This is a genomic window from Nodosilinea sp. LEGE 07088 (assembly GCF_015207395.1).
In the GTDB taxonomy this organism is placed as follows: domain Bacteria; phylum Cyanobacteriota; class Cyanobacteriia; order Phormidesmidales; family Phormidesmidaceae; genus Nodosilinea.
This window is the reverse complement of the sequence record NZ_JADEWX010000033.1, coordinates 12,982-33,546: the sequence shown is the minus strand read 5'-3', so window position 1 is coordinate 33,546 and position 20,565 is coordinate 12,982. Positions and strand designations below refer to the sequence as shown.

Sequence of the window (20,565 nt, the reverse complement as noted above, 5' to 3'; positions counted from 1 at the left end):
CGGCATATATAGCCCCTGTCTAAGCACACATTGAACACTTCCAGCTTGTTAGGAGTGCTAAGCAAAAAAGTTGCTTTATCTAGGATCTATTAAGTTATTCAAGGCATATTTCTTTGAGTTACAAATCATTTTGTAAGCCGACAGAATTTCTTGCCTCAGGTATATTTAGCCTATTTCCGCCTCCAACTGACGTTAAATTAAGAGCACATCCTAGGAAGAAAAATGCCAAGAACCAACCCAGAAGTAAAGGTCTAATGCGATCAGAAAATTTATTTTCACTGCCGAGAAACGTGTAAGGCTTTCTTAGCTGTTTTCCTTTGGTCTTATGCTTCAGAAATTTGTGAGACTCTCTTATCTGACCTTTTCCACCTTGTTGAATGCCAGCTCCTATGCTTGCCTTCATCTGACTCAATGAACTTGAGGCAGCCAGATCCCGAGGCAAAACGAAGTAAATACTGCCTTCTCTAGCAACAACACAAACATCATCACCAGGGAAAATTGAGATGGTTGTCTTATGGGTGTCAATCGAGAACCTATTTAGGGGAAATATTTTGGCTTTCCATAGCCCCCCCTATATTGAATCTTTCCAATTGAGTTCTCGCTGATGGGGTCAATAACTGTAACCTTATAACTTTTCTTGCTCCCGTAGATTCGTTCTTCAAATTGAAGCTCAGGCACAATACCAATTGAAGCATGCAAGCTTGGTATCTTATCGTTAGACATGCTAAAACTTGATTTCTCAATAAACCCTCGAACTGGAGATGCTACCTTGTGGTTCTGAAATACGACTGGTAGCCAATCAGCACAGGTCATACTGCTTTTCACACTCTCTCTGGCATATCTTTCTGCCAGATATAAGGGCGAACCGCTATCAAGAGATTGAAGACTTTCGATGTAGCTAGTCAGAAAATCATGCGCCACTTTGTCCGGAATAGGTTCACGCATGACAATAATCTGAGGAATCTGTAACTTCTGAAGTGTTCTAGCAATTCCTACACCATCACAGGAATTAAAGATGGCTAACTTCAAACCATTTGATATTGCTCTTTTAAAGCTAAATTCAAGTTTAGATAAATATATAGGGTTTCCGCCTTTCAGGTATAAAACCCCTTCGTTTTTGAATGTTTCACTGTGGCCAGAGAAAAACAACAAGTCCCAGGTGCCAGTTTCTAGAGCTGTTTCAAGTTCTGCTTTAGAAGGTTGCACTAGTAGTTTTGTGAAGATATCTGTCTTACCAGAAAGCTGATCACCTAATATCCATTTGTCTCTTTCTAGATCAATCCCTTCATCATCTCCCAATGCAACTAATATTTTCAAGCCTTCAAGTCGGTTTTCTTGTCTTGAAGATGCAGAACAGCTTTCGTCCGCCAAGCTGAAACAAACCTCTGATTTTTTAAGGTTCTTTAAAATGCTCCAACAATTCCAAGGCAAATTATAAATTACTTCTTCATTAGTGCAAACAATGATTTGGATGTTGTCTTCAGGACTGAGTTCTTGACTTAGTTTATCTATGATTTTCTGAAAGCCACCAAAGCTCAACCAAGAATTCATTTCTATATTTAGTTTTTCAGCAAGTTCTCCACAAATCTCATTCCATGAAATCCTTGGCTCATCCAAGTCTGAATATAATAGATTTTTAGAATCACCTATAACAGATTTATCTATAGAAAGCTTTTTTACCTTAAGTCGCCTTGGAGTGTCTAAATTTCTGAAAGCTAGCTTCCAGTCTTTTAGTGCTTGCAAAAAACTATTCGAAAGCTTAGGCAGCCAACCTGTAACTTCAAGATCAGAAGCTTTTCTTTCGTTACCGATTTCAGCAATGACCTGATATTGGCCATTACTTGATTGGCAGCTAATCCTTAAAACAACTAGCTTATTCATAAGAAACACCTAAGCTTGCTAAAAGATTACTTAAAGGACGAAGCTTTCTCTATGTTCAAAGCCATAATATTGAAGAAGAATATTGAATGTTTCAGTCTCTTCTCCTTCTATCTGCATTGCAATATTTGGCGTATTATAAGCAACTTCTTCTTCAACGCATGCTCCCATCGCGTCTAGGATTTGAAATCTTAGAGAATTCGGAAGCACTAAACTGTCATTGACAGGCACAAGTTCCACAGTTACATTAAAATCTCGTGAAGGGTTGCCAACTGAAATGATTAGACCTACAGTAATAGGATCTTGCTGACCTAGTACCGTTAAGCGAATAAGCTTGGCACGGCTAAACACTCTACTTCTAGATACAGCTTCAACATGAGACTGTACGCCAATAGATTGAGGAGAGTGCCAGTCTTCTTCAGAACTGCTACTATAAAACCACTGGCTTAGGCCAACTAAATCTAAATTTGTTAGGGCTCGTTTTTGTTGATTAGCAACATTTTCCTTCAAAGCTCTAGTTGTTTTATCAGGACTCATCGGTTCTTGACCAGAATCAGACTTACCTGCCCCTTGCATAGCATTAATAAGCAACCAAATATCTGAGAAATCGCCTCTCAATAGAATAGGAAACGGTGACAAAGTATTGTGTCTTTCTGATAGAATCATCCCAATGTTTTGATTTAATTTAATTTAATTTCTTCCAGCCCAAATGAATGAAAGGAATAAGGAATATCAGAAAGGATATAGTCTATAAAATTTAAATGGGCACTGCCGATTTCTAATGCTTCTTCGTAGTTTTTTCCGCCATAGACAGGGAGGAACTCTTTTATTTTTTGGTCGTTGGGTCTTGGGCAAACCTTAAAGCCACGCATAAGCTTTGTCATAACTTCTTGAGAAAGGCGCTTACCTTTCGCAACGGAAATCTCATGCTCAATGATTTCAAGTCCCCGTTTAGAAATATAAACTTTTAAATCGCTAGCTTTAAGCTCTTCCCAGAGCCTATCCATAAGCTCCATCGGCGGTTGAGTGCCATATTGAAACAGGATGTTGAGCAGAGTTGTGTAGTGAGCCAGAATGTTCATAGGAACTCCTATTCGCTGATAGAGGCTAATTATCTGTGACACTCCAAGCTAATTTGGGATATTTGAGCTAGCTGTTTAGGCAGTCAGGAGAAAGCATGAAACTGGATTCTCGATTAAGACGGCCAAGATACTAAGATTTGGAGGTTGTGCCCTCAGTCGTTTGATGTCTTGCTGAGTTCTTGACTGGGGTAGGTATTGTGCGCACGGTGAATTGCATAGCTTGTGCTTTCTGTCCAGTCTGGATGAGGCTAACAATTTCTGAGAAACTTCCTCCCTTTGCTTCAATTTTTTTAATGGCTTCTGAACTAAGACTGTTCTCTATAGCACTAGAAGAGTGTTGGTCATCTCGCTGTATACCTGCTATAAGTTGGACTATTTCGCTAAATGAACCTTCACCTTCTGTAGGCTTGGGAATGTAGTTCAGTAGATCTTCAGGAGTGCATTCAAGGGCAGCACATAGACGGATAAGTCTATCTATCCACTCAATACCGCTTCTTCCCTTCTCCCAATTGGCGATGGTGGTCTCTGTCACTCCCACTTGCTGGGCTAGTTCTAACTGGGTTAGTTTTTTGCTTTTTCTTAAAGCCTCAATTTTCGAAGTACACTCCCAATCCATTGAATAACCTCTATCGCTATAACCTCTAGGAGGCATGATAGCGCTCCTTTGCCTAAAGGATCTTATAGACAGTATAAACCCTACCTGGCTTTAAGTAAAGATTCGTGCGCAAATAATTTACCCTAAAGAACTTTAGGTAAATCGTGTTATAGTTATTCATGGATGAGGTTTTTGCCCTGCATTTATTAAGGAGGCTTCTGATGATGCTTGCTGAGTATCGGCCCCATCATGATCACGAAGGGCTCGTCTGCCCCCGGTGTGGTAAAAGAACTGTCGTTTTGCATGGCGACAGCACTTATGTCTGCCTTGATCAACAATGTGGTTTTCGCCACGATGTTTCGGGGAATGGGGGTGGCCCTGGCGGCTTTATTGCAGCATTTTTTGGAGTTATCTTTCTTTTTGCTCTGCTGTAGAAGTTGCCCGCCGCTTGAGATCTAGGGCTTGAGTCTAAATTGGCTCAAGCCCTTTTCTTATTGTGAACACGTTTCTTTGCTATCTGTGTCAGAGTCAATAGAGGTAGAACGCTGATGTTTGCTCTACCAACAACGGTCGCAAGCGAGGCCGAGGTTTCTCGGATAGTGAGGATGCGGGTGGCAGTCATAATGTAGAGCAAGGCACTCGGTTACTTAGCCTTTTCGTAGAATGCCCGACGTACCTGGAGTAAGATGCCTTAGGTAAACAGCCAAGGATTTCCAGGTAAGAATCTATCCGCTGAGCGCATTACCAATAGCTATATCTTGGACAATAGGGGAAAATCTAGGGTTTGTTATAACTCAACGAATTTGCGTACCTTGGCTAGTGTTGTTTGGCGTATAGGGCTTTATATCTGCTAGGGCTGCTCTACCCATTACTCACCATAGTGATTTGACATCCCCTGGGTCCAGGGCGGCAGGGTTTTGTTGGTACCTATCAGGGGTAACGGTCTCTAGTCGACAGAATCTGAGGAGCATCGGAATGCCTTCGCGATAGGCTTGTGTCCTGAGTGGTGCAGAAAATTTTTTTGAGTCTCATGATGGATGACCTAGACGACAAAAACAGCGGCTGAAACCTATTGCCCTCGTTCGTTTGCCTGAGAGCCCTCAAGATCGCTGTCTCAGTGAGAATCCTTGATTCATAGGGGTTTCAGGAGTTTTCTGCACCACCAAGGGCTTGTGTCTGTTAGATCAACCCTTGTCATTAAACTGAACCCAACCCCAACGGCCCCGATTCAAAACAGAGCCCTGTATGAGCAAACAACCGTTTGCCGTTACTTGCCGCCGTAAAAATAGGCGATCTCCTTATCTTTCAGCGGCGGAAACTCTGCTTCCGCCAGCATTGCATTCAGCTCATCCTGGGAAAAATGCTTCGCCCCAATGCGCACGATGCGCGATCGCATCGAAGTGATCACCCCACTCCGCTGCCGTGCCGCCTCCTTCGCCATCACCGTATTGTACAGATCGAGCTTAGCCGCCGGAATTGGCGTACCGTCGAGGTCAATCCCCTGGGCGATCGCGGCATCGACAGCATCGGCCCCGGTAGTAGAAGGCTGAGACATAGCGACAAGTCCTGAGTAATGGTTCTGGCCTCAAAAAATCCTACCAGACTGCGCTCCCCTCAGGCCTTCGCTACTGTGGCGGCCTGGGTGCTCTCAATCTCGGTAACCACTCTAACTTTACTGGCCTTCAAATGCTCGGTAATAGCCGCCACCGCCACCGCCGGGTCACCTGTGAGAATAGCCTCGTAAATCTGCCGATGTTCCAGGCGAATATCCAGCACGTTGGGGTTTTGCTGGAGCGTTTGAATCCTCAGCAGCGCCATCGCATCAAACAGCGAATCGAGCAGCGACACCAGGCGTCGGTTGCCCGAGCTTTCGGCAATCAGGTGGTGAAATTGGTAGTCGACATCGAGCAAACTCTCGGGCGGTAGGCTGCCGTGGCTGTTGGCGATAGCGCCTTCGGCCTTGACCACGCAGGCGGCGATTGCCTCCAGCTGCTTGGGGGTGGCATTTGCGCAGGCTCCCGCTACCGCCAGCGCCTCCAGGGCCAACCGACAGTCGTAGAGCTCTTCAGCGTCGTCAGCGGTAATGGTCGTTACCCGCAGGCCACCGCTGACATCGGCGGTCACCAACCCATCCTGCTGAAGCTGGCGCAGCGCCTCTCGCAATGGGGTACGACTCACCTGGAGCCACTCGGCCAGCTGGGTTTCGACTAAGCGATCGCCGGGCGGCAGCGAGCCCGCCAAAATTGCCGATCGCAACGCCTGATAAACCTGCTCGTAGAGAGACTTACCACGATTAATAGAGGGGGGGGACGACAAAATCACAGGGGGCTAAACCTCTGAAGCAGAATAAACGGTGATCTACCGCAATCGCTGTGCCTGGGCCTACTAACCTAACAGCAATCCTCCTAATCATACAAAGTGAGTCAAAAAAGAGGATTTTTATCGCCCTTTTCCAGTTGTGCAAGCGGCTCAAAATACCGTCTGATCACTAGAAATGCTCAGGTCAATCTTTTTATAGCAGCCGCAGCTTAGTATTTTTACCGGTAGCGATGTTGTTCTTTTGACTGTATGACCGACCAGGAATGGGCAGGACAAAGCCACCACAGAGTACGGCAGTTGTGACGCTCGATCCCCGATAACCCCGACTGGTAAGGTGTTATTCGCCTCAGTGCCGGGCCGCGCTAAGGCGATTCTCAGCTCATTGCCGTAAGCTGATGAATGACGAGAAAGTGTGATAAATCGATGATGCGCAGGTTGTTACTGGGTCTACTACTGTTTGCCACCCTCGGGTTGGTTTGGGATGCCCTGCCTTTTTACGCCACCGCCGACTCTATGCCCGAGGCCACTGATGAGGTTCCTGCCGCCAACCAGGCGATCGCCACCTTTGCCGGCGGCTGCTTTTGGTGTATGGAAAAGCCCTTTGATGAGTTAGAGGGTGTCTTGTCTACCACCTCGGGCTATACCGGGGGCACTGCGGTTGACCCCAGCTATTATGAGGTGTCCGCTGGGGGCACAGGCCATGTAGAGGCGGTACAGGTGGTTTACGACTCTACAAAAGTGAGCTACGACAAGCTGCTGGAGGTGTTTTGGCGCAATGTAGATCCGGTGGATGATCGGGGCCAGTTTTGCGACCAAGGTAGCCAGTACCAGGCCAAAATCTTCGCCCATACCGACGAACAGCGCCAACTGGCCGAGCAGGCGAGGCAGGCGCTAAGCGCCCAGGCTAAATTTCAGCAGCAGCCAATTGTGACGGCTATTGAGCCAGCCCAGACCTTCTACCCCGCCGAAGACTATCACCAGGACTACTACCTCAAGCATCCGCTGCGCTATAAGGTTTACCGCACAGGCTGTGGCCGCGATCGCCGCCTGGCCGAGGTCTGGGGTGAGGCGGCTGCCCATCCCTGACGCGGAAATGGGCCGGTGAATGTTTTAGCCATACTGTACCGATGCTCTAGAAGTGTCTTGGAAAGCAGGATTTGCGATTGTGCTGGGATTTCTGAACTTCCATAAGCCCCAGGGCATCAGTTCCCACGACTGTGTGGGCGCGGTGCGGCGACTGTTGGAGGTCAAAAAAGTGGGCCACGGCGGCACCCTCGACCCCCTAGCCGAGGGTGTGTTGCCCATTGCGGTGGGGCGGGCTACCCGGCTGCTGCCCTACCTGCCCGAGGGCAAGGCCTACCGGGCGGTGATTCGCTTTGGCATTGCGACCACGACCGACGACCTAGAGGGGGAGGTGCTGGCGCAGCAACCCGCCGATCACCTAACGGTGGAGAGCGTGACGGCGGCGCTGTCAGCCTTTGAGGGCACCATCGAGCAGGTGCCACCCGCCTTTAGCGCCATTCAGGTACAGGGCCAGCGGCTCTACGACTTGGCCCGTAAGGGCAAGGTGGTAACGCCGCCCGCCCGCACCGTGACAATTCACACCCTGGTGGTACACCACTGGCAGCCCGGCGATCGGCCCGAACTCACTCTCGATATCAGCTGCGGCCCTGGTACCTACATTCGCTCGATCGCTCGGGATCTGGGCGATCGCGTCGGCACCGGAGCCACCCTGGCCCACCTGACGCGCACCCGCAGTGGCGGCTTTGAACTGGCCGACAGTCTCAGCCTAGAGACCGTGACGGCGCGAGCCGAGCAGGGGAGTCTGGCGCTGGTCGATCCAGCCGCAGCCCTGAGCCATTTACCGGCGATCGCCCTATCCGCTGACCTGGCCTGCCGCTGGCAGCAGGGGCAGAAATTTCCGCCCCCCGAGGCGATCGCCCCGGCGACCCCCTACCGCGTGATCGCTGCCAACCAGGAGAGGTTTTTGGGCATTGGCCAGCTTGAAGAACGCGACGGCGAGCCTATCTTAAAGGCAAAAATGGTGTTTTACCACGGCTCGACCGAGGCCTAGAAACCGGATCAATGCCCCGGAAAGCTTCCATCAATTCAGATTGGAGGGCAAAAAAATAGCGCTTCAAGAGACTTTTTAAGCAGATTTTTTATCTATATTACGCATAATATTGAACTCAATCTGGGTATACGCTTGAGCCGGGCCACTGGTAGGACCTGGCCGGTTGAGTCAGGCGCCAACAGTCAGGATCGACCAGCCTTCTGGCTCCTGGCCACCTGGCGACAGCCCGGTCTTGCTCTGATTTGATCCCCCTAAATTTGACCTTGAGGGTCTGGGTCATACCTGCCCAAGGAAGGATTTCTATTCAAAACGAAAACCCTATTTTAAGAATAGGCCAAATCAAACATTTATCTTTGGGCTCAGGCTCAAAGCTTTCCATGGAAAAGCGCAGCTCAGTGACCAGCTGCTGGGATCAGTCAACTGATTTTTCAGCAGCTGGTGCAGTCGTCGGTGCGATTCAGTCACAAACCCGAATATCTATACCAGAACCCCCACTGGCAACCTGCCGAGTCTCGGTTATTGTCCCTGTTCGCAACGAAGCCGAAACCCTAGAAAAAACCCTGTCAGCCCTCGCGAATCAAGTCGATTTTCAGGACAAAACGCTCGACTCTAGCTCCTACGAGGTGATTGTTTTTGCTAACAACTGCACCGACGAGTCCGCTGCGATCGCCGAGAAATTTGCCCGACGACATTCCGACTTTCAGCTCCACATCGTTGAGCAAGATCTGCCGCCATCGGATGCCTACATCGGTCGAGTCCGCCAGCTGCTGATGGATGAAGCCTATCGACGCCTCAGCTGGCTGGGCAAGCCCCACGGAATGATCGCCTCCACCGATGGGGATAGCCAGGTCGACCGACGGTGGATTGCGGCAATTTTGTATGAGCTAGGACAGGGGGCCGACGCTGTGGGGGGGCGTACCGTCATCGACGGGGCCGAGCGGGCGGCGCTCGATGCTCACACCCGAGCCACCTACCTGAGCTTCGTGGGCTATCGCTATTTGATTAGACAGTTAGAGGACGTGCTAGATCCTGACCCGTTTGATCGAGCGCCCCGTCACTACCAGTTTTTTGGCGCCAACTTTGCTGTGACCCACGAGATGTATGCCTCGGTAGGCGGCATGCCGCCGGTTCACACCTCTGAAGATGTTGCCTTTCGAGAGGCTTTAGTGAGGGTCGGTGCCAAGGTGCGCCACAGCCCGCTGATGCGGGTCACGACCTCGGCCCGTCAGCAGGGCCGGGCTTCCCTGGGCCTAGCCGATCGCCTCACCCAGTTCCAAACCCTGAGCCAGCACCAGCAGCCCTTTTTGGTGGAACCAGCGGCGGCGATCGAAGCTAGGCTCATAGCCCGACGCGACCTGCGCAGCTACTGGCAGCAGTTCGCCATGGGGCATCCCCTGTCGGTTTTTGCGCCTCAGCGGTTGGTGCAGCTGGCGACTGCGCTGGCCGTCCCCCTAGCCGAGTTCCAGCCCATCCTCGAGCAGGCATCCTCCTGGGGAGACATTTACCAGCAGGTGGAACGCTGCCAGCAGGTGACCGGTTGGTGGCAGCAGCAGTGGGGTACCGTACCCATTGAGGAGGCTATTGCCGCTCTGCGCCTGCGGCTCCACAGTCTGCGCCAGAGCGCGGCGACCTAGGGATAGGCCAATACCGAATCCTGCTGATATACCCCAATTGCTAGGGGCATAGCAGGCTATGCCCCGGCGAGGTTCATCATCGTGAACTGGGGTTTTCCAAATCAGATTTCGTAGAACATTCCACAGCGCAAGTTTAGCTACTGCTAGGGAGCAGGGCCGCCAGGGAGCTAAGCGAGCCGGAGCGGTGGACTATTTATTTCCCCAGCGATCGCGCGGTGGCGAAGGCAGGGAGCAGCAGGGAACGGACAGATGCTGGCGTCTGGACAGCTCTTTTCGCCGCAGCGAAACACCGGTCTTCACCCTGAAGGGCGTTCGTACAGATCCAGACGGTAATCTGTGTTGCGGCTGCCGCTGAGATGGGTGAGTTGCGAGGCGACGGCGAACTCACTAAAGGCATTGTGCACATCATCGCCCCGGAGCGGATAGCTGGGGGCATCGTGGAGCCAGTGCACTAGCAGCAGCTGGCCACCGGGCTCTAGGGAAGCGTAAATTTTTTGCTGGGCCAGACGCAGATCGTCCCAGCACCAGTAGTAACCGACCTCGGACAACAGAATTAAATCGAAGCGGGCCGCGGGATAGTCGTGGGGCACGTTCATGATATCGAAGCCCACCTGGGGCAAGTGCTGGCAGCGCGCTATGGCCTGGGCCTGGGCAGTGGGAGACAGATCCACGGAGAGCAGGGCCGCGCACCGGGTTGCCAGCCGCTCCGTTAGGACTCCGATGGAGCCGCCAATCTCCAGGGCCGAACGATACTGGGGCCGGGGCAGGGCCGCTAGGGTAGCGGCGTACTTGGCCGCTTCGTAGGTGCTGGTTTCAAACTGCCAGGGGTCGGGGGCAGCCTGGTAGAGTGGCTCAAAAAAGTCAGCGCCTAGGGAAGGATGGGTCATGGGGTTTGCTCCAGAAAAATTTCCCAGGGATTGAGAAAGCAGGCCATCATCGCCGACGATAGCCGGAACCCGGTCGGGTCATCGGCAATCAGATCGGTGGTTTGGGAGCGATAGCAGGCGATCGCCTGGTGCTTGATCTCGACGTAGGGGGCGATATTTAGCCGCCAGGCCTGGTACTGGGCGTTGAGCGGCTGGCGACGCTGGAGATCCCAGTCCCAGATCGGGTATTCAATTAAGCGCGGTGGCTGGGGTAATACCGCGATCGCCCTCTGCACCAAACTCCAGGTGGCACGATGGTCACGGTGGGGGTCAAACTGGTAGGGCAGGAAAATAGTTCGGGGAGCAACCCGTTCCACAACCTGCTGGCACTGCCCTAGGGCGGCAGCGGCAGCTCCGGGTGAAGCTAGGCCTAGGTGGGGAACGCGGCCGTCGGGCAGGCCGAGGAAGGTAACGTGGGAACGCGGCACGCCCAGCAGCGCCAGGGCGGCTAGGGTTTCTGCCTCCCGCAGCTGCCGCAGTTGGGGCCCAGGGTACAAGCGCGATCGCGGATGGGACTGGGTCCCATCGCTGACCACCAATACCCGCACCGACAGGCTCTGGGCTCGCAGCAGCGCCAGGGCACCGCCGCAGCCCAGGGTCTCGTCGTCGGGGTGGGGGGCGACCACCAGCACCGGCCCCGAAACGGATAGCTGCCGCTGCGGCAGCGTTTCGGGGGCCGTAAAGGGAGAAGATCCGCCGGGGCTAGGACTCAGTCTTGCCATAGCGCGTCGGCTGGGGTCGGCCGGGACAGGGCATAGGTACCGACGCCAGCAATGGCGGCGTCGTAGGCGGGCTGCCGCAGGTATAGCGTCAGGTCGCGCATCACCCGCTCGATGGGGTTAGGCGGCAGCAGCCCCCGGGTGCCTACCGAGCGTTGACACAGCTGCATTGTATCAATACAGATTTGCTCGATCGCCGTGCGCATCATGTTGACGTAGGCCAGCAGCTGGGCCTGCTGGGGATGGCTATCGGCCTGGGGTACACCGCCAAACAGGGGGTCATAGGCCGCCAGGCGATCGGCGGCGCCCCGCAGCCAGAGCTGACCGGTTTCGATCGCGATCGCCATCTGCCCCAGCCGCTCCTGCTGGTAGGGGTGCTCGGTGCGGCTCTCCCCCTGCAGGTAGTAGCGGGTGAGGTCAAATAGGGCTTCTGCCCCACCCAGCTGCACGGCAGCAAAGCGCACCACCCCGGCGGTCAGCCAGGGCTGGCGCAGGTAGCTGCCCGGCGGCCCAATCAAATCGTCTGCCCCCAGCTCTACCCCCGTAAAGTCGATTTTGTAGCTGGCGGTGGCCCGCATACCCATCGGCTGCCACCAGTCGCGATCGCAGCGGGTTTTGACCTCATCCATCGGCACAATGCACATCTGCCAAGCACCGTCGGGCCCTTTGCCGTTGACAAAGGGCCGGTCCACGTACCCGGCCCCAGAGCAAAACGTCTTAGCGCCCACCAGCCGATAGCAATCGCCCGCCAGGGGGACAATTTGCAGACCGTCAGCATCCTCGGCGTTCCAAACGCCAAACACCTTTTGCAAGTCTCTCGCCTCTCGCCCGTAGCGCTCAATCTGCTCGGCGCTGCCGAAGGTTTGAACTAGCTGAAGCGCGTTGACGTGCCCTTCGTACACCCGCCCTACCGCCAAATTGCCCCAGCCCACCTGTTTGAGCAGTCGCAGCAGATCGTAGGTGGTGTGGGAGGCAATACCCAGGCCACAGCCCCCCAGGTCGTGACGGAGCGGCGCCGCCAAAAACCCCTCGGCGGCCAGTCGCTGAAACGCGTCAACCGGAAAGGCGCCCGGTCGATCTGTCGCAGCGGCCTGGGCCGCAAAGGTTTGGGCCAGCTGGACCGCCCGCTGCACCAAAGCTGCCGCCGACGGCGGAGAACAGAGGGGAGTTAGCGTTTGTTCGGCAGTGATAGCGACACCTCTGAAAATAGCGTAGACATTGGGTTGAGCCCCGCTCTGGGGCTGTCGGCCTGGGGCCCGGTACTCGGCTCTGAACCGATAGCCAGGCCCCTAACGCTGCTAGTCTTTTGGCACCCACACCGAGACAGAGCCAGCTTTACAGCTAAACTCGGCCCAGCCCTCATCGTCAGTGGTAACAGGGTCCTGAATATGCTCGGTAATGTCGTAATAGGTGCGGTTAGGCTGGCCCACCTGCATCCACTTGCAGCCGTTGTCGCCGTTGGTGAGCACCACCGCCATGCCGCCAGGGTTGTCTTCGGTGCCGAGTCGGGTCCAGCCAATGGTGCTGGGGTGGTCGAAGTAGTCGTACTGGTCGCCATAGGCATAGGTCTGCCGCGTATACAAAAATTTGTCGATTAGCCACTGGTGGCTGTCGAGCCAGATTTCGTACTCGCCGCCGTCGTTGCCGGTGTCTTTGTAGTGGGCCCCGTAGTAGTCGGCGTAGAAGATGCAGGGGTAGCCATCCTGGCGCAGCAGAATGAGCGCGTAGGCCAGGGGCTTAAACCAGGGCTCCACCACCGATTCGAGCGATTGCAGCGGCTGGGAGTCGTGGTTATCGACCAGGGTAACGGCCAACGATGGCTGTTGTTGCACCAACGTATTGTCAAAAATTTTGGTCAGGTCGTAGTCGCCGCCCGCTTTGCTCGCTTCGCTGAAGTTGTAGTGTAGCGGCGCATCAAACAGATGGACGTCGCCGTCTGTGACCTCAATGAAGTGGTGAAGTGCTTCTATTTCGTAGGACCAGTATTCTCCCACCGCAAACAGCCGCCGCCCGGCTTCGCGGCGGCAGTGCTGAAGCCACTGGGGAAAGAAGCCGGCGCGCACATGCTTAACCGCATCAAAACGAAAGCCATCGACCTGAGTCATATCGGTATACCAGGCACCCCAAGCTTTAAGCGCGTCGCGCACCTCGTCAAATTCCATGTCGAGGTCGCAGCCCATCAGGTAGTCAAACGCGCCTTTTTCGAGGTCAACGTTGTCGTCAAAGGATTTGCCTTTGAACAAATAAATAGCGTTGTAATCGGGGTTATAGTCGTCGTAGTCAACGGCGTCAAAATGCCACCAGTGCCACTCCATATCAGAATATTTGCCCTGGCGGCCCGGAAACTTAAAGTGGGTCCATACGTTGACCGTTCGATTTTCATCGATCGCTTCATTGCGATTGTCTTGGCTAAGGGGCGTGGCTTCGACCGCTTCGAGCGCGTCACCGCCTACCATGTGGTTAAAGACTACGTCGGCATAGACGCGTATACCTGCTTCTTTAGCAGTTTTTACGGCGTCGATGTATTCGTCTTTAGTGCCGTATTTAGTGCGAACACTGCCCTTTTGATCAAACTCGCCTAAATCGTACAGGTCGTAAACGCTGTAGCCCACGTCGTAACCGCCCGCATTGCCTTTATAAGCAGGGGGGAGCCAAACCGAGGTAATGCCTACCTCGGCCAGGTCTTTTGCGTTTTTGGTCAACTCATTCCACAAATTGCCATCGGGTTCAATATACCAATGGAAATATTGCATCATGACGCCGTTAGGTTCAGACATAACCCGGAGCCCCCAAGGTAAGACGAAATGTTAGCTCCGAAATTATGGCAGATGCAGGCGGCGAACCTGGTCTACCTTTTGGGATATTTCGAGTAGTCCGACAGGCTTAGAACAGCATCTTTGGCAACACTAGTGCGGTCAGAAAATTGTCTTGGCGAATTTAATAGTGACCATCAAAAACTGGGCTCCCAGCATCGGCGACCCCATGGATAACCGCCGCTAGAAACCCAGTTTCTGGCATTTAGCAGGCCTATTTTAGCGGTACCTAAAGTTGCGGTAGACCAGCCGCGAATTGAGGCCGCGCCCGCGCAGGAAGTTGACCACGGCACCGGCATCGTTGCGATCGTTGCACTCGGCGGCATTGATAAAGCGGCCCTGGCGCGCACTCTCAAAGCGAGGATCGATCACACAGCTGAGCCCGCTCACGCCCCGACCGCCCTGACCGAGCACCTGACGAGTCTGCTCGAGCTCTCTGTCGCTGCCAAATACAGCCGCAATGTAGGGGGCAAGGGAGCCGCTGCCGACATTGCCGCTATCGCCAAAGCAGGCAGGGCGATCGGCCTGGGGAATATTGGTTACCAGCGGTGCAGAACTGACCCTGGGCTCTGTGAGCAGCACCCCACCGTTGGCGGCAATCACCTCCAGCAGCGCCTCGCCACTGCCACTGACCCGGATAAAGTAGCGGGCGGCGGCACCACCAAAGCTCTGCCCCCCAAAGTAGTTGACCCAGCATTCGTAGGGGCCAATTTCATCGGCTTCTGCGGTGGCGGGCTGGCCATTGACCAACGTCTGACCAGAAACTTTGTTAAAGACATTCATCTTAGTCACGCCATTGTCGTTAAACACCCGCACCGAATGGTTTTGGGTATCAAAACCGACAAACGTCTGGTTGAGAAGATTGCCTTGTCCAGGGTTTTCGCCTGGCACATTCATAGCTTGAATGCTGGTGCTATTTTGGCTGATCAGCACGGAGTTAGAGGCGGCATCAATAACTTCGAGCCGGGCCTGAAACGCGTTGCGGTTGGCGCTAGCGCGATAGATAACGTTGCGCCCGGCCCGCGAACCGAAGCTGTCGTAGCTGACCCAGCCGTCGTTATTGAGTGAGCCGCGAAAACTGACGGGGGCGTTGAGTTGCTCAGACTGCCGCGTGTCTCGGTTATAGACATTCATAAACTGGGCCGTGCTTCTCGGGTGAACGCTCACGGTAAACGTCGGGGTGGTGAAGTAGAGGACGGAATTGGCCGAGGTGTTGGGTTCTTGGGCCAGCAACAGGTCGAGCCCGTCTGGGGTGGGAGCCATAGCGGCAGGTTGCCAGGCTCCCTGTGCCGGCACTGCCAGGCCCGTAACGAGAAACACCGAGGCAATGAACAGGGAAAGTACTTTTAGCCGCCGCTGTAACCAGCGGCTAAGGGGAAGACTGGGCCAGGCTGGTTTCATGGAAATTTGCTCCCTAAACTCCTCACTCGAGAAACCCGTCAGATCGCTATCTGGATGCGCCAGCGGGCAGAGACACCCGGTTTCTCTCTAAATACGGCTGTAATTTTAGCTGAATTTCCCTAAAGTGCTCTCTTTTTTTGGAGTCGCCCGCATATTTCACCCCACTACTCGTTGCGGGAGCTGAGATCGTTGACAATGCAAACCCCTTAGCGATCGCCAGACAGCTCGTTCAGACGACGCAGAAGTTCTTGGGCTTCGGTAGACAGTTCAATGGGCAGCTGCCCTGAGCGAATATGCAGGTCGCGCTGGGGAAAGGGCACCTCAATGCCGTACTGGTGCAGACTGGCCTCGATCGCAAAGTAAAGATCGCTTTTAATCACAAACTGGCGGTTGGGCTGCGCAATCCACACCAGCAGCTGAAACTCAAGGGCACTGTCACCGAATCCCTTAAAAAACACCTGGGGAGCTGGCGCTGAGAGAATTTCCTGGTTTTTTTTGCAGGCCTCTAACAAAGCCAATTTGACCTGCTGAGGGTCGGCGCTGTACGACACCCCCACCGGCAGCCGAATGCGCGACACCGGGTTGTCGTGGCTCCAGTTGATTACTTCTGATTCTAAAAAGCGGGAGTTAGGCACAATAATTGACACATGATCGATGGTGCGAATGGCGGTGCTGCGGGAGCCAATGCGGGCCACGGTGCCGCTAACATCGCCAAAATCGACAAAGTCACCCACCTGCACCGGGCGCTCAAACACCAGCACCAGACCGCTGACGAAGTCTTTGACCAGACCCTGTAAGCCCAGGCCCACCCCAATGCCTAGACCGCTGGCGATCAGCGCGATCGAGCTGAGGTCAAGGCCCCACACCTGAAGAATCACAACCGTGCCCAGCAAGATGATGGCGTATTTGGAGAGGACTGCGATCGCCTCCTGGGCCGCCACACTAATGCCGGTAGCCCGCAGCACCCGCGATCGCAGCAGGTTAGTCACGGTGCTGGCCAAAATCACCAACCCCAGTAGGGCGGCTACCACCAGCAGCAGATCTAGCAACGAGTACGACCGGCTGCCCACCACCAGGCTGCGGGCAAACAGCCCGTCGCGAAGCCCCTCAGCCACCCGGTAGCTGAACTGACGAGTGAGGGGAAATAGGTTGGCAATGTAGCTGAGCGCCGCCAGCCACACGCTTCCCCGGACTAAAAACAGCAGCAGCCGAGACAGCAGCCGTAGCCCTGTCGGTGACGCGTCGCCTCCTCCGCCATCGTCATGGTCAGCAAAGGCGAAGCGATCGATCAGCGGGCTCAGCCAGCGGCGCCCAACCCAACCGGCTAGCCAGTGAAAGGTCAAAGCCACAGCCAAGGCCACGAGTGCTTTGATCAACGCCTGGGTCAGAAAGCCCGTCTGCTGCTCGGCGCGGGCCTGCTCAAGCACGGCGGTGAGGTCGGCAGTCCACACTTCGGCTTGGGTCTCGGGGCTACCGGCACCGCCCACGATCGCATCGGTGGTGGTGACGGTCATGATGTAGCGATCGTTAGCCAAAATAACCGGGTTACTGCCCTGAGCGGTGCCATCATCCCCCTGTCCGCTGCGCATTTCAGTGCGCACCGCCACGGGCTCAGGGCCCGTTACCAGGGGGCCCAGATTACTTTCAATGGCCAATGCCCGCTCTACGGCCGTGAGATCGCCGGCGGCGGGCACGTCAAACACATATAACCCACTGACAAACACTGGCTCAGTATCGATCGGCTGAGCCGACCCCGGCGTTTTTGCCACTCCGTGCAGTACTAATGCCAGCACCAACCCCCAAGCCAGGCGAGCCAGCCAACGGCTTGGGTTTAGTCTTACCCGCATGTGCCTTTGACCCTAAACACCGACACCAGCATAGCGTTCGGTAGGAGCTGGGGGTTGAGGAAGGTAACGCGTGTAGGGGGTTAGCTAAGTTGATTGAGCCCGACCTAGCACCAAAGGCAGCATTGAGAGCAGGGCGAGCAGGCCCAGGGCACCGACCAGGGGTAGAAACACACCGTCGCTGAGGGCGGTCAACCCGGCGGCTCCCAGCCAGCTATAGGCTAGGGTGCCCGGCACAATGCCCAACAGGGTACCACCCAGGTAGGGCATAAACCGCACGGAGGTCAGCCCCAACAGCACGTTCATCAGGCTAAAGGGCGAAATGGGGGCCAGCCGCAGGGTCAACACGCACCAGAACGCCTGGGCCTGCAGTTGCTGGTTGAGCCAGGCTAGCGGGCGCGGATTTCGGCCATAGTCCCGACACCAGGGCTGACCCACCAACCGCGCCAGGCAAAAGGCCACTGCCGCCCCCAGGGTGGCCCCCAGTACCGACCAAACGGTGCCCCAGAGGGTGCCAAAGACGGCCCCCCCTGCGATCGCCACCACAGCCCCCGGCAGGGCCAGGGCTGCCGCCGCCACATGGATGGCCAAAAAGCCAATAATGCGCCAGGGCCCCAGTTGATTGAGGTATGCCACCAGCGCCTGGGGGTCGAGCAGCAAGGCGCGGTGGGGCCACAGCCAGCTCACCGCGATCGCCAATCCCAATCCCAGACCCACCCAGCGCAATCGTGCCATCGTCATTACCAATTTGCCCAGTACCGTTGCCTAAAGATGGTCAGGGGCCGCCTGCTCGCTGGGGAGAGACTCGTTGAGAGCCTGACGGGCAATGCGAGTGACATACAGGGTGACGGCTACGGTGGCCACTAGGCCCACAATGCGAATGATCCATTGGACAGTGGCGGCTTCGGGAGATTGGCTACTGTCGGCACCCAGGGTCGCCAGGTTGCCCACCAGCGAGCCCAAATAGACATACATGACGGTGCCGGGGAAGATACCCACCGTGCCTACCACGTAGTCCTTGAGCGAAATTTGGCTCAGCCCCAGGCCGTAGTTGAGCAAATTGAACGGAAATACCGGCGATAGCCGCAGCAAAAAGATGATTTTTCGGCCTTCTTTAGCGATCGCATCGTCGATTGCCTGAAACCTGGGGTTGCCCTCAATTTTGCTAGCCACCCAGCCCCGGGCTAGATAGCGCCCTACCAAAAACGCGGCGGTAGCCCCCAGCATGGCCCCCACAAACACCAGCAGTGCCCCCTTAATGACGCCAAAAACGACGCCTGCCCCCAGGGTGACCACCGAGGCAGGCACAAAGGCCACGGTAATGACGATGTAGAGCAAGATAAAGGCTAACGGTGCGATCGCCCCCAACCCGTCAATCCAGGCCAGCGCCTGCACCAACTGCTGCTGTAGCGAGCCAAAAAACGAAGAATCAGAGCCAGCCGCCGTGTCTGCCAGGGTTTGCGCCACCGCCGGGGCCGCAGGCACGCAAATCAGGGCAAGGCCTAACCACAACAAAAAGCGCAACAACTTAGAACGCCATAGGAGAGCATGCAACGGTAGGGTCGAAACCAGGCTGGTACGGGGTCTGGTATACATCATTCTAACGGAGGGATGAAGGGCAAACGGGCGGCAAACCCAGAATCTTGGGTAGTGACTTTATTCAACCCCGGTCCGCTGAGACTGGCCTGAGAATCGATTAAGTCTTGCCGACAAGGCGTATCAGCTTGTTCTCAGAATCGGCTGTTAAAGTCAAAAACAAAGTTAGGAGTGAGCGACTCCTAGCTTTCCCTGTAGGCTTTTTGTATGGCGTCTTTTTGGCACAAATCGATTGCCCCATTGCACAATCTGCTGGGCAAACCGCAGATTGACGTGAGGTCATTGCAAACCCGTCTCACTGCCGGGGTGGTGCTCACGTCCCTGGTGGGGGTGGGGGCGGTTACCGCCTGGATGGGCTGGCGCATGCAGCAGATCGTGCTCGACAGCCACCGCCAGCGCACAGCCCTGGTGGCCGATCGCCTGCGGGAGGACGTGCAGTATTACAGCACCATGATGCCGCCTCAAGAGGCCCTGGACAAGGTGGTTGAGTATCGCTCTACGGGCGATCTCGCCATTTGGGTCGAGGCTGAAGACGGTGAATTAATGGCTCAGTCAGAAATCCTGACGATGGGGTCGTGGCAAGCGGCTGGGGTCAGCGCCGCGTTGTTGAGTATGCCCATTGTGCCAGGGACTGAGGTCATGCCCGTCGGCGATTGGCGGCTGGTGGTTTGCGCCGAAGCGCTCGACATTGCTGCTTTGCCCGCCGCTACGGTATACATCGCCGACGACATCACCGCTGACTACCGGGGGCTCCAGCAGCTGATCCGCATGCTGCTACTGACCAGCCTGGGGCTGATTAGTCTGTTGGCGATCGCCTTTGCCCTCTACATTCGCCGTGCGCTCAGCCCCATTCGCCAGCTCAACCGCCTGGCGGGCCAGGTGACCGCCGATACGCTCGATCAGCCGCTCAGCCTGGCAACTGCCCCCACTGAGCTGCAAGAACTGCTGCGCTCCTACAATCTCATGCTGGCTCGTCTGTCTAAGGCTTGGGGGCAGCAAAAGCGGCTGGTCAACGACATTTCCCACGAGCTGCGCACTCCCCTCTCCCTGGTGCAGGGCTATCTGGAGAGTACGCTCCGCCGGGGGCAAAACCTGACCCCAGCCCAGCGAGAAGGGTTAGAAATTGCCGCCGCTGAGACCAGCCGCACCGCCCGACTGCTCAGCGAAATCTTGGATTTAGCCCGCCTGAGCAATGGGCAGGGGGTGCTAAATTTAGAGCCAGTCAACCTGAGCGATATTGTCTATGAGGCGGTGGCATTGGCGACCAAGACCCAGCCCTACCCAGTCGGCCAGGTCAACGTAGTAGACCTAGCCTCGGCGGTCGCTAAAGTCGATCGCCAAAAGCTGCGTACCGTGCTGGTCGAGTTGATTGACAATGCCCTGCGCTATAGCGACCCCCAGCAGCCGGTGCAAATCTCCCTCGAACAACAGGCTGGCTGGGCGACCGTGGCCATTCAAGACTACGGGGCGGGCATACCCGACCATTGCCAAGGCGATATATTTGATCCGTTTTATCGCGTGAACGAGGATCGCTCGCGCAGCAGCGGCGGCACTGGCCTGGGGCTGACCCTGGTGCGATCGCTGGTAGAGGCCATGGGCGGCCAGGTCAGCGTCCAATCACAGCTCAATCAGGGCAGTGTGTTTACCCTGCGCATTCCGACTTAGCAATGGCTTCACTGTTTTA

Annotated in this window: 20 protein-coding genes; 5 read left to right on the top strand and 15 right to left on the bottom strand. The window is 55.1% G+C overall.

The window, feature by feature from the left end; translation table 11 throughout:
- Positions 1–118: 118 nt before the first annotated feature.
- The 5 genes from IQ254_RS10550 to IQ254_RS10530 form a co-directional block, all read right to left on the bottom strand.
- Positions 119–403, bottom strand: a complete 285-nt coding sequence (locus tag IQ254_RS10550) for a hypothetical protein (protein WP_193966137.1) — start codon at positions 401–403, stop codon at positions 119–121.
- A gap of 134 nt (positions 404–537) precedes the next feature.
- A complete protein-coding gene (locus IQ254_RS10545; protein ID WP_193966136.1) occupies positions 538–1,881 on the bottom strand; it encodes a CHAT domain-containing protein in 1,344 nt (447 codons plus the stop codon).
- Positions 1,882–1,911: 30 nt separating this feature from the next.
- Complete coding sequence (locus IQ254_RS10540) at positions 1,912–2,544, bottom strand: DUF1822 family protein (RefSeq protein ID WP_193966135.1); 633 nt, start codon at positions 2,542–2,544, stop codon at positions 1,912–1,914.
- Positions 2,545–2,558: 14 nt separating this feature from the next.
- Entirely contained in the window at positions 2,559–2,960 is a 402-nt protein-coding gene (locus IQ254_RS10535) for a hypothetical protein (protein ID WP_193966134.1), read from the bottom strand.
- 130 nt (positions 2,961–3,090) lie between these two features.
- Positions 3,091–3,612 (bottom strand): helix-turn-helix transcriptional regulator, encoded by a 522-nt coding sequence (locus tag IQ254_RS10530; RefSeq protein ID WP_228040490.1) that lies wholly within the window; start codon positions 3,610–3,612, stop codon positions 3,091–3,093.
- A 122-nt stretch (positions 3,613–3,734) separates the two neighbouring features.
- Between IQ254_RS10530 and IQ254_RS10525 the strand changes: the two genes are divergently transcribed.
- Positions 3,735–3,989: a hypothetical protein gene (locus tag IQ254_RS10525; protein ID WP_193966133.1), complete on the top strand. Its 255-nt coding sequence runs from the start codon at positions 3,735–3,737 to the stop codon at positions 3,987–3,989.
- A gap of 833 nt (positions 3,990–4,822) precedes the next feature.
- On the opposite strand, the gene IQ254_RS10520 is transcribed toward IQ254_RS10525, so the two are convergent.
- Both IQ254_RS10520 and IQ254_RS10515 read right to left on the bottom strand, forming a co-directional pair.
- Positions 4,823–5,110: a DUF4090 family protein gene (locus IQ254_RS10520; protein ID WP_193966132.1), complete on the bottom strand. Its 288-nt coding sequence runs from the start codon at positions 5,108–5,110 to the stop codon at positions 4,823–4,825.
- Between the two features lie 59 nt (positions 5,111–5,169).
- The gene (locus tag IQ254_RS10515; RefSeq protein ID WP_193966131.1) at positions 5,170–5,877 is read right to left on the bottom strand and encodes a GntR family transcriptional regulator; all 708 of its coding nucleotides are present in this window, start codon (positions 5,875–5,877) and stop codon (positions 5,170–5,172) included.
- A 510-nt stretch (positions 5,878–6,387) separates the two neighbouring features.
- On the opposite strand from IQ254_RS10515, the gene msrA reads away from it, so the two are divergent.
- The 3 genes from msrA (at position 6,388) to IQ254_RS10500 (ending at position 9,582) form a co-directional block, all read left to right on the top strand.
- Positions 6,388–6,960, top strand: coding sequence for a peptide-methionine (S)-S-oxide reductase MsrA (msrA, locus tag IQ254_RS10510; RefSeq protein WP_278000314.1), 573 nt, complete (start codon positions 6,388–6,390; stop codon positions 6,958–6,960).
- Positions 6,961–7,039: 79 nt separating this feature from the next.
- A complete protein-coding gene (gene truB / locus IQ254_RS10505; protein WP_193966129.1) occupies positions 7,040–7,948 on the top strand; it encodes a tRNA pseudouridine(55) synthase TruB in 909 nt (302 codons plus the stop codon).
- Positions 7,949–8,325: 377 nt separating this feature from the next.
- Positions 8,326–9,582, top strand: a complete 1,257-nt coding sequence (locus IQ254_RS10500; protein WP_193966128.1) for a glycosyltransferase family 2 protein — start codon at positions 8,326–8,328, stop codon at positions 9,580–9,582.
- A 296-nt stretch (positions 9,583–9,878) separates the two neighbouring features.
- Here IQ254_RS10500 and IQ254_RS10495 read toward each other — a convergent pair whose 3' ends face one another.
- From IQ254_RS10495 to IQ254_RS10460, 8 genes are all read right to left on the bottom strand, one after another.
- Entirely contained in the window at positions 9,879–10,469 is a 591-nt protein-coding gene (locus IQ254_RS10495) for an SAM-dependent methyltransferase (RefSeq protein WP_193966127.1), read from the bottom strand.
- A complete protein-coding gene (locus IQ254_RS10490) occupies positions 10,466–11,230 on the bottom strand; it encodes a PIG-L deacetylase family protein (protein ID WP_193966126.1) in 765 nt (254 codons plus the stop codon). Before IQ254_RS10490 ends, IQ254_RS10495 begins: the two co-directional genes overlap by 4 nt.
- Positions 11,218–12,360: an acyl-CoA dehydrogenase family protein gene (locus tag IQ254_RS10485; RefSeq protein WP_313887419.1), complete on the bottom strand. Its 1,143-nt coding sequence runs from the start codon at positions 12,358–12,360 to the stop codon at positions 11,218–11,220. Before IQ254_RS10485 ends, IQ254_RS10490 begins: the two co-directional genes overlap by 13 nt.
- 165 nt (positions 12,361–12,525) lie before the next feature.
- Positions 12,526–14,004 carry an alpha-amylase gene (locus IQ254_RS10480; protein WP_193966125.1) on the bottom strand — a complete coding sequence of 493 codons (1,479 nt, stop codon included), beginning with the start codon at positions 14,002–14,004 and terminating at the stop codon, positions 12,526–12,528.
- A 255-nt stretch (positions 14,005–14,259) separates the two neighbouring features.
- Positions 14,260–15,441, bottom strand: coding sequence for a hypothetical protein (locus IQ254_RS10475; protein WP_193966124.1), 1,182 nt, complete (start codon positions 15,439–15,441; stop codon positions 14,260–14,262).
- A 206-nt stretch (positions 15,442–15,647) separates the two neighbouring features.
- Positions 15,648–17,288 (bottom strand): mechanosensitive ion channel family protein, encoded by a 1,641-nt coding sequence (locus IQ254_RS10470; RefSeq protein WP_228040486.1) that lies wholly within the window; start codon positions 17,286–17,288, stop codon positions 15,648–15,650.
- Positions 17,289–17,372: 84 nt separating this feature from the next.
- Positions 17,373–18,020, bottom strand: coding sequence for a TVP38/TMEM64 family protein (locus IQ254_RS10465; protein WP_193966123.1), 648 nt, complete (start codon positions 18,018–18,020; stop codon positions 17,373–17,375).
- Positions 18,021–18,050: 30 nt separating this feature from the next.
- Positions 18,051–18,884, bottom strand: coding sequence for a TVP38/TMEM64 family protein (locus tag IQ254_RS10460; protein ID WP_228040484.1), 834 nt, complete (start codon positions 18,882–18,884; stop codon positions 18,051–18,053).
- A 204-nt stretch (positions 18,885–19,088) separates the two neighbouring features.
- Here IQ254_RS10460 and IQ254_RS10455 point away from each other — a divergent pair, with 204 nt between their 5' ends.
- Positions 19,089–20,546 (top strand): cell wall metabolism sensor histidine kinase WalK, encoded by a 1,458-nt coding sequence (locus tag IQ254_RS10455; RefSeq protein WP_193966122.1) that lies wholly within the window; start codon positions 19,089–19,091, stop codon positions 20,544–20,546.
- Positions 20,547–20,565 lie beyond the last annotated feature (19 nt).

Excerpts from the sequence above, each read along its gene's own strand:
- IQ254_RS10455 (WP_193966122.1), top strand. The coding sequence starts at position 19,089 with ATGGCGTCTTTTTGGCACAAATCGATTGCCCCATTGCACAATCTGCTG.
- IQ254_RS10535 (WP_193966134.1), bottom strand. The coding sequence starts at position 2,960 with ATGAACATTCTGGCTCACTACACAACTCTGCTCAACATCCTGTTTCAA.
- IQ254_RS10520 (WP_193966132.1), bottom strand. The coding sequence starts at position 5,110 with ATGTCTCAGCCTTCTACTACCGGGGCCGATGCTGTCGATGCCGCGATC.
- IQ254_RS10475 (WP_193966124.1), bottom strand. The coding sequence starts at position 15,441 with ATGAAACCAGCCTGGCCCAGTCTTCCCCTTAGCCGCTGGTTACAGCGG.
- IQ254_RS10480 (WP_193966125.1), bottom strand. The coding sequence starts at position 14,004 with ATGTCTGAACCTAACGGCGTCATGATGCAATATTTCCATTGGTATATT.
- msrA (WP_278000314.1), top strand. The coding sequence starts at position 6,388 with ATGCCCGAGGCCACTGATGAGGTTCCTGCCGCCAACCAGGCGATCGCC.
- IQ254_RS10530 (WP_228040490.1), bottom strand. The coding sequence starts at position 3,612 with ATGCCTCCTAGAGGTTATAGCGATAGAGGTTATTCAATGGATTGGGAG.
- IQ254_RS10470 (WP_228040486.1), bottom strand. The coding sequence starts at position 17,288 with ATGCGGGTAAGACTAAACCCAAGCCGTTGGCTGGCTCGCCTGGCTTGG.
- IQ254_RS10495 (WP_193966127.1), bottom strand. The coding sequence starts at position 10,469 with ATGACCCATCCTTCCCTAGGCGCTGACTTTTTTGAGCCACTCTACCAG.
- IQ254_RS10465 (WP_193966123.1), bottom strand. The coding sequence starts at position 18,020 with ATGGCACGATTGCGCTGGGTGGGTCTGGGATTGGGATTGGCGATCGCG.
- IQ254_RS10500 (WP_193966128.1), top strand. The coding sequence starts at position 8,326 with ATGGAAAAGCGCAGCTCAGTGACCAGCTGCTGGGATCAGTCAACTGAT.
- IQ254_RS10460 (WP_228040484.1), bottom strand. The coding sequence starts at position 18,884 with ATGATGTATACCAGACCCCGTACCAGCCTGGTTTCGACCCTACCGTTG.
- IQ254_RS10550 (WP_193966137.1), bottom strand. The coding sequence starts at position 403 with ATGAAGGCAAGCATAGGAGCTGGCATTCAACAAGGTGGAAAAGGTCAG.
- IQ254_RS10545 (WP_193966136.1), bottom strand. The coding sequence starts at position 1,881 with ATGAATAAGCTAGTTGTTTTAAGGATTAGCTGCCAATCAAGTAATGGC.
- IQ254_RS10540 (WP_193966135.1), bottom strand. The coding sequence starts at position 2,544 with ATGATTCTATCAGAAAGACACAATACTTTGTCACCGTTTCCTATTCTA.
- IQ254_RS10525 (WP_193966133.1), top strand. The coding sequence starts at position 3,735 with ATGGATGAGGTTTTTGCCCTGCATTTATTAAGGAGGCTTCTGATGATG.
- IQ254_RS10490 (WP_193966126.1), bottom strand. The coding sequence starts at position 11,230 with ATGGCAAGACTGAGTCCTAGCCCCGGCGGATCTTCTCCCTTTACGGCC.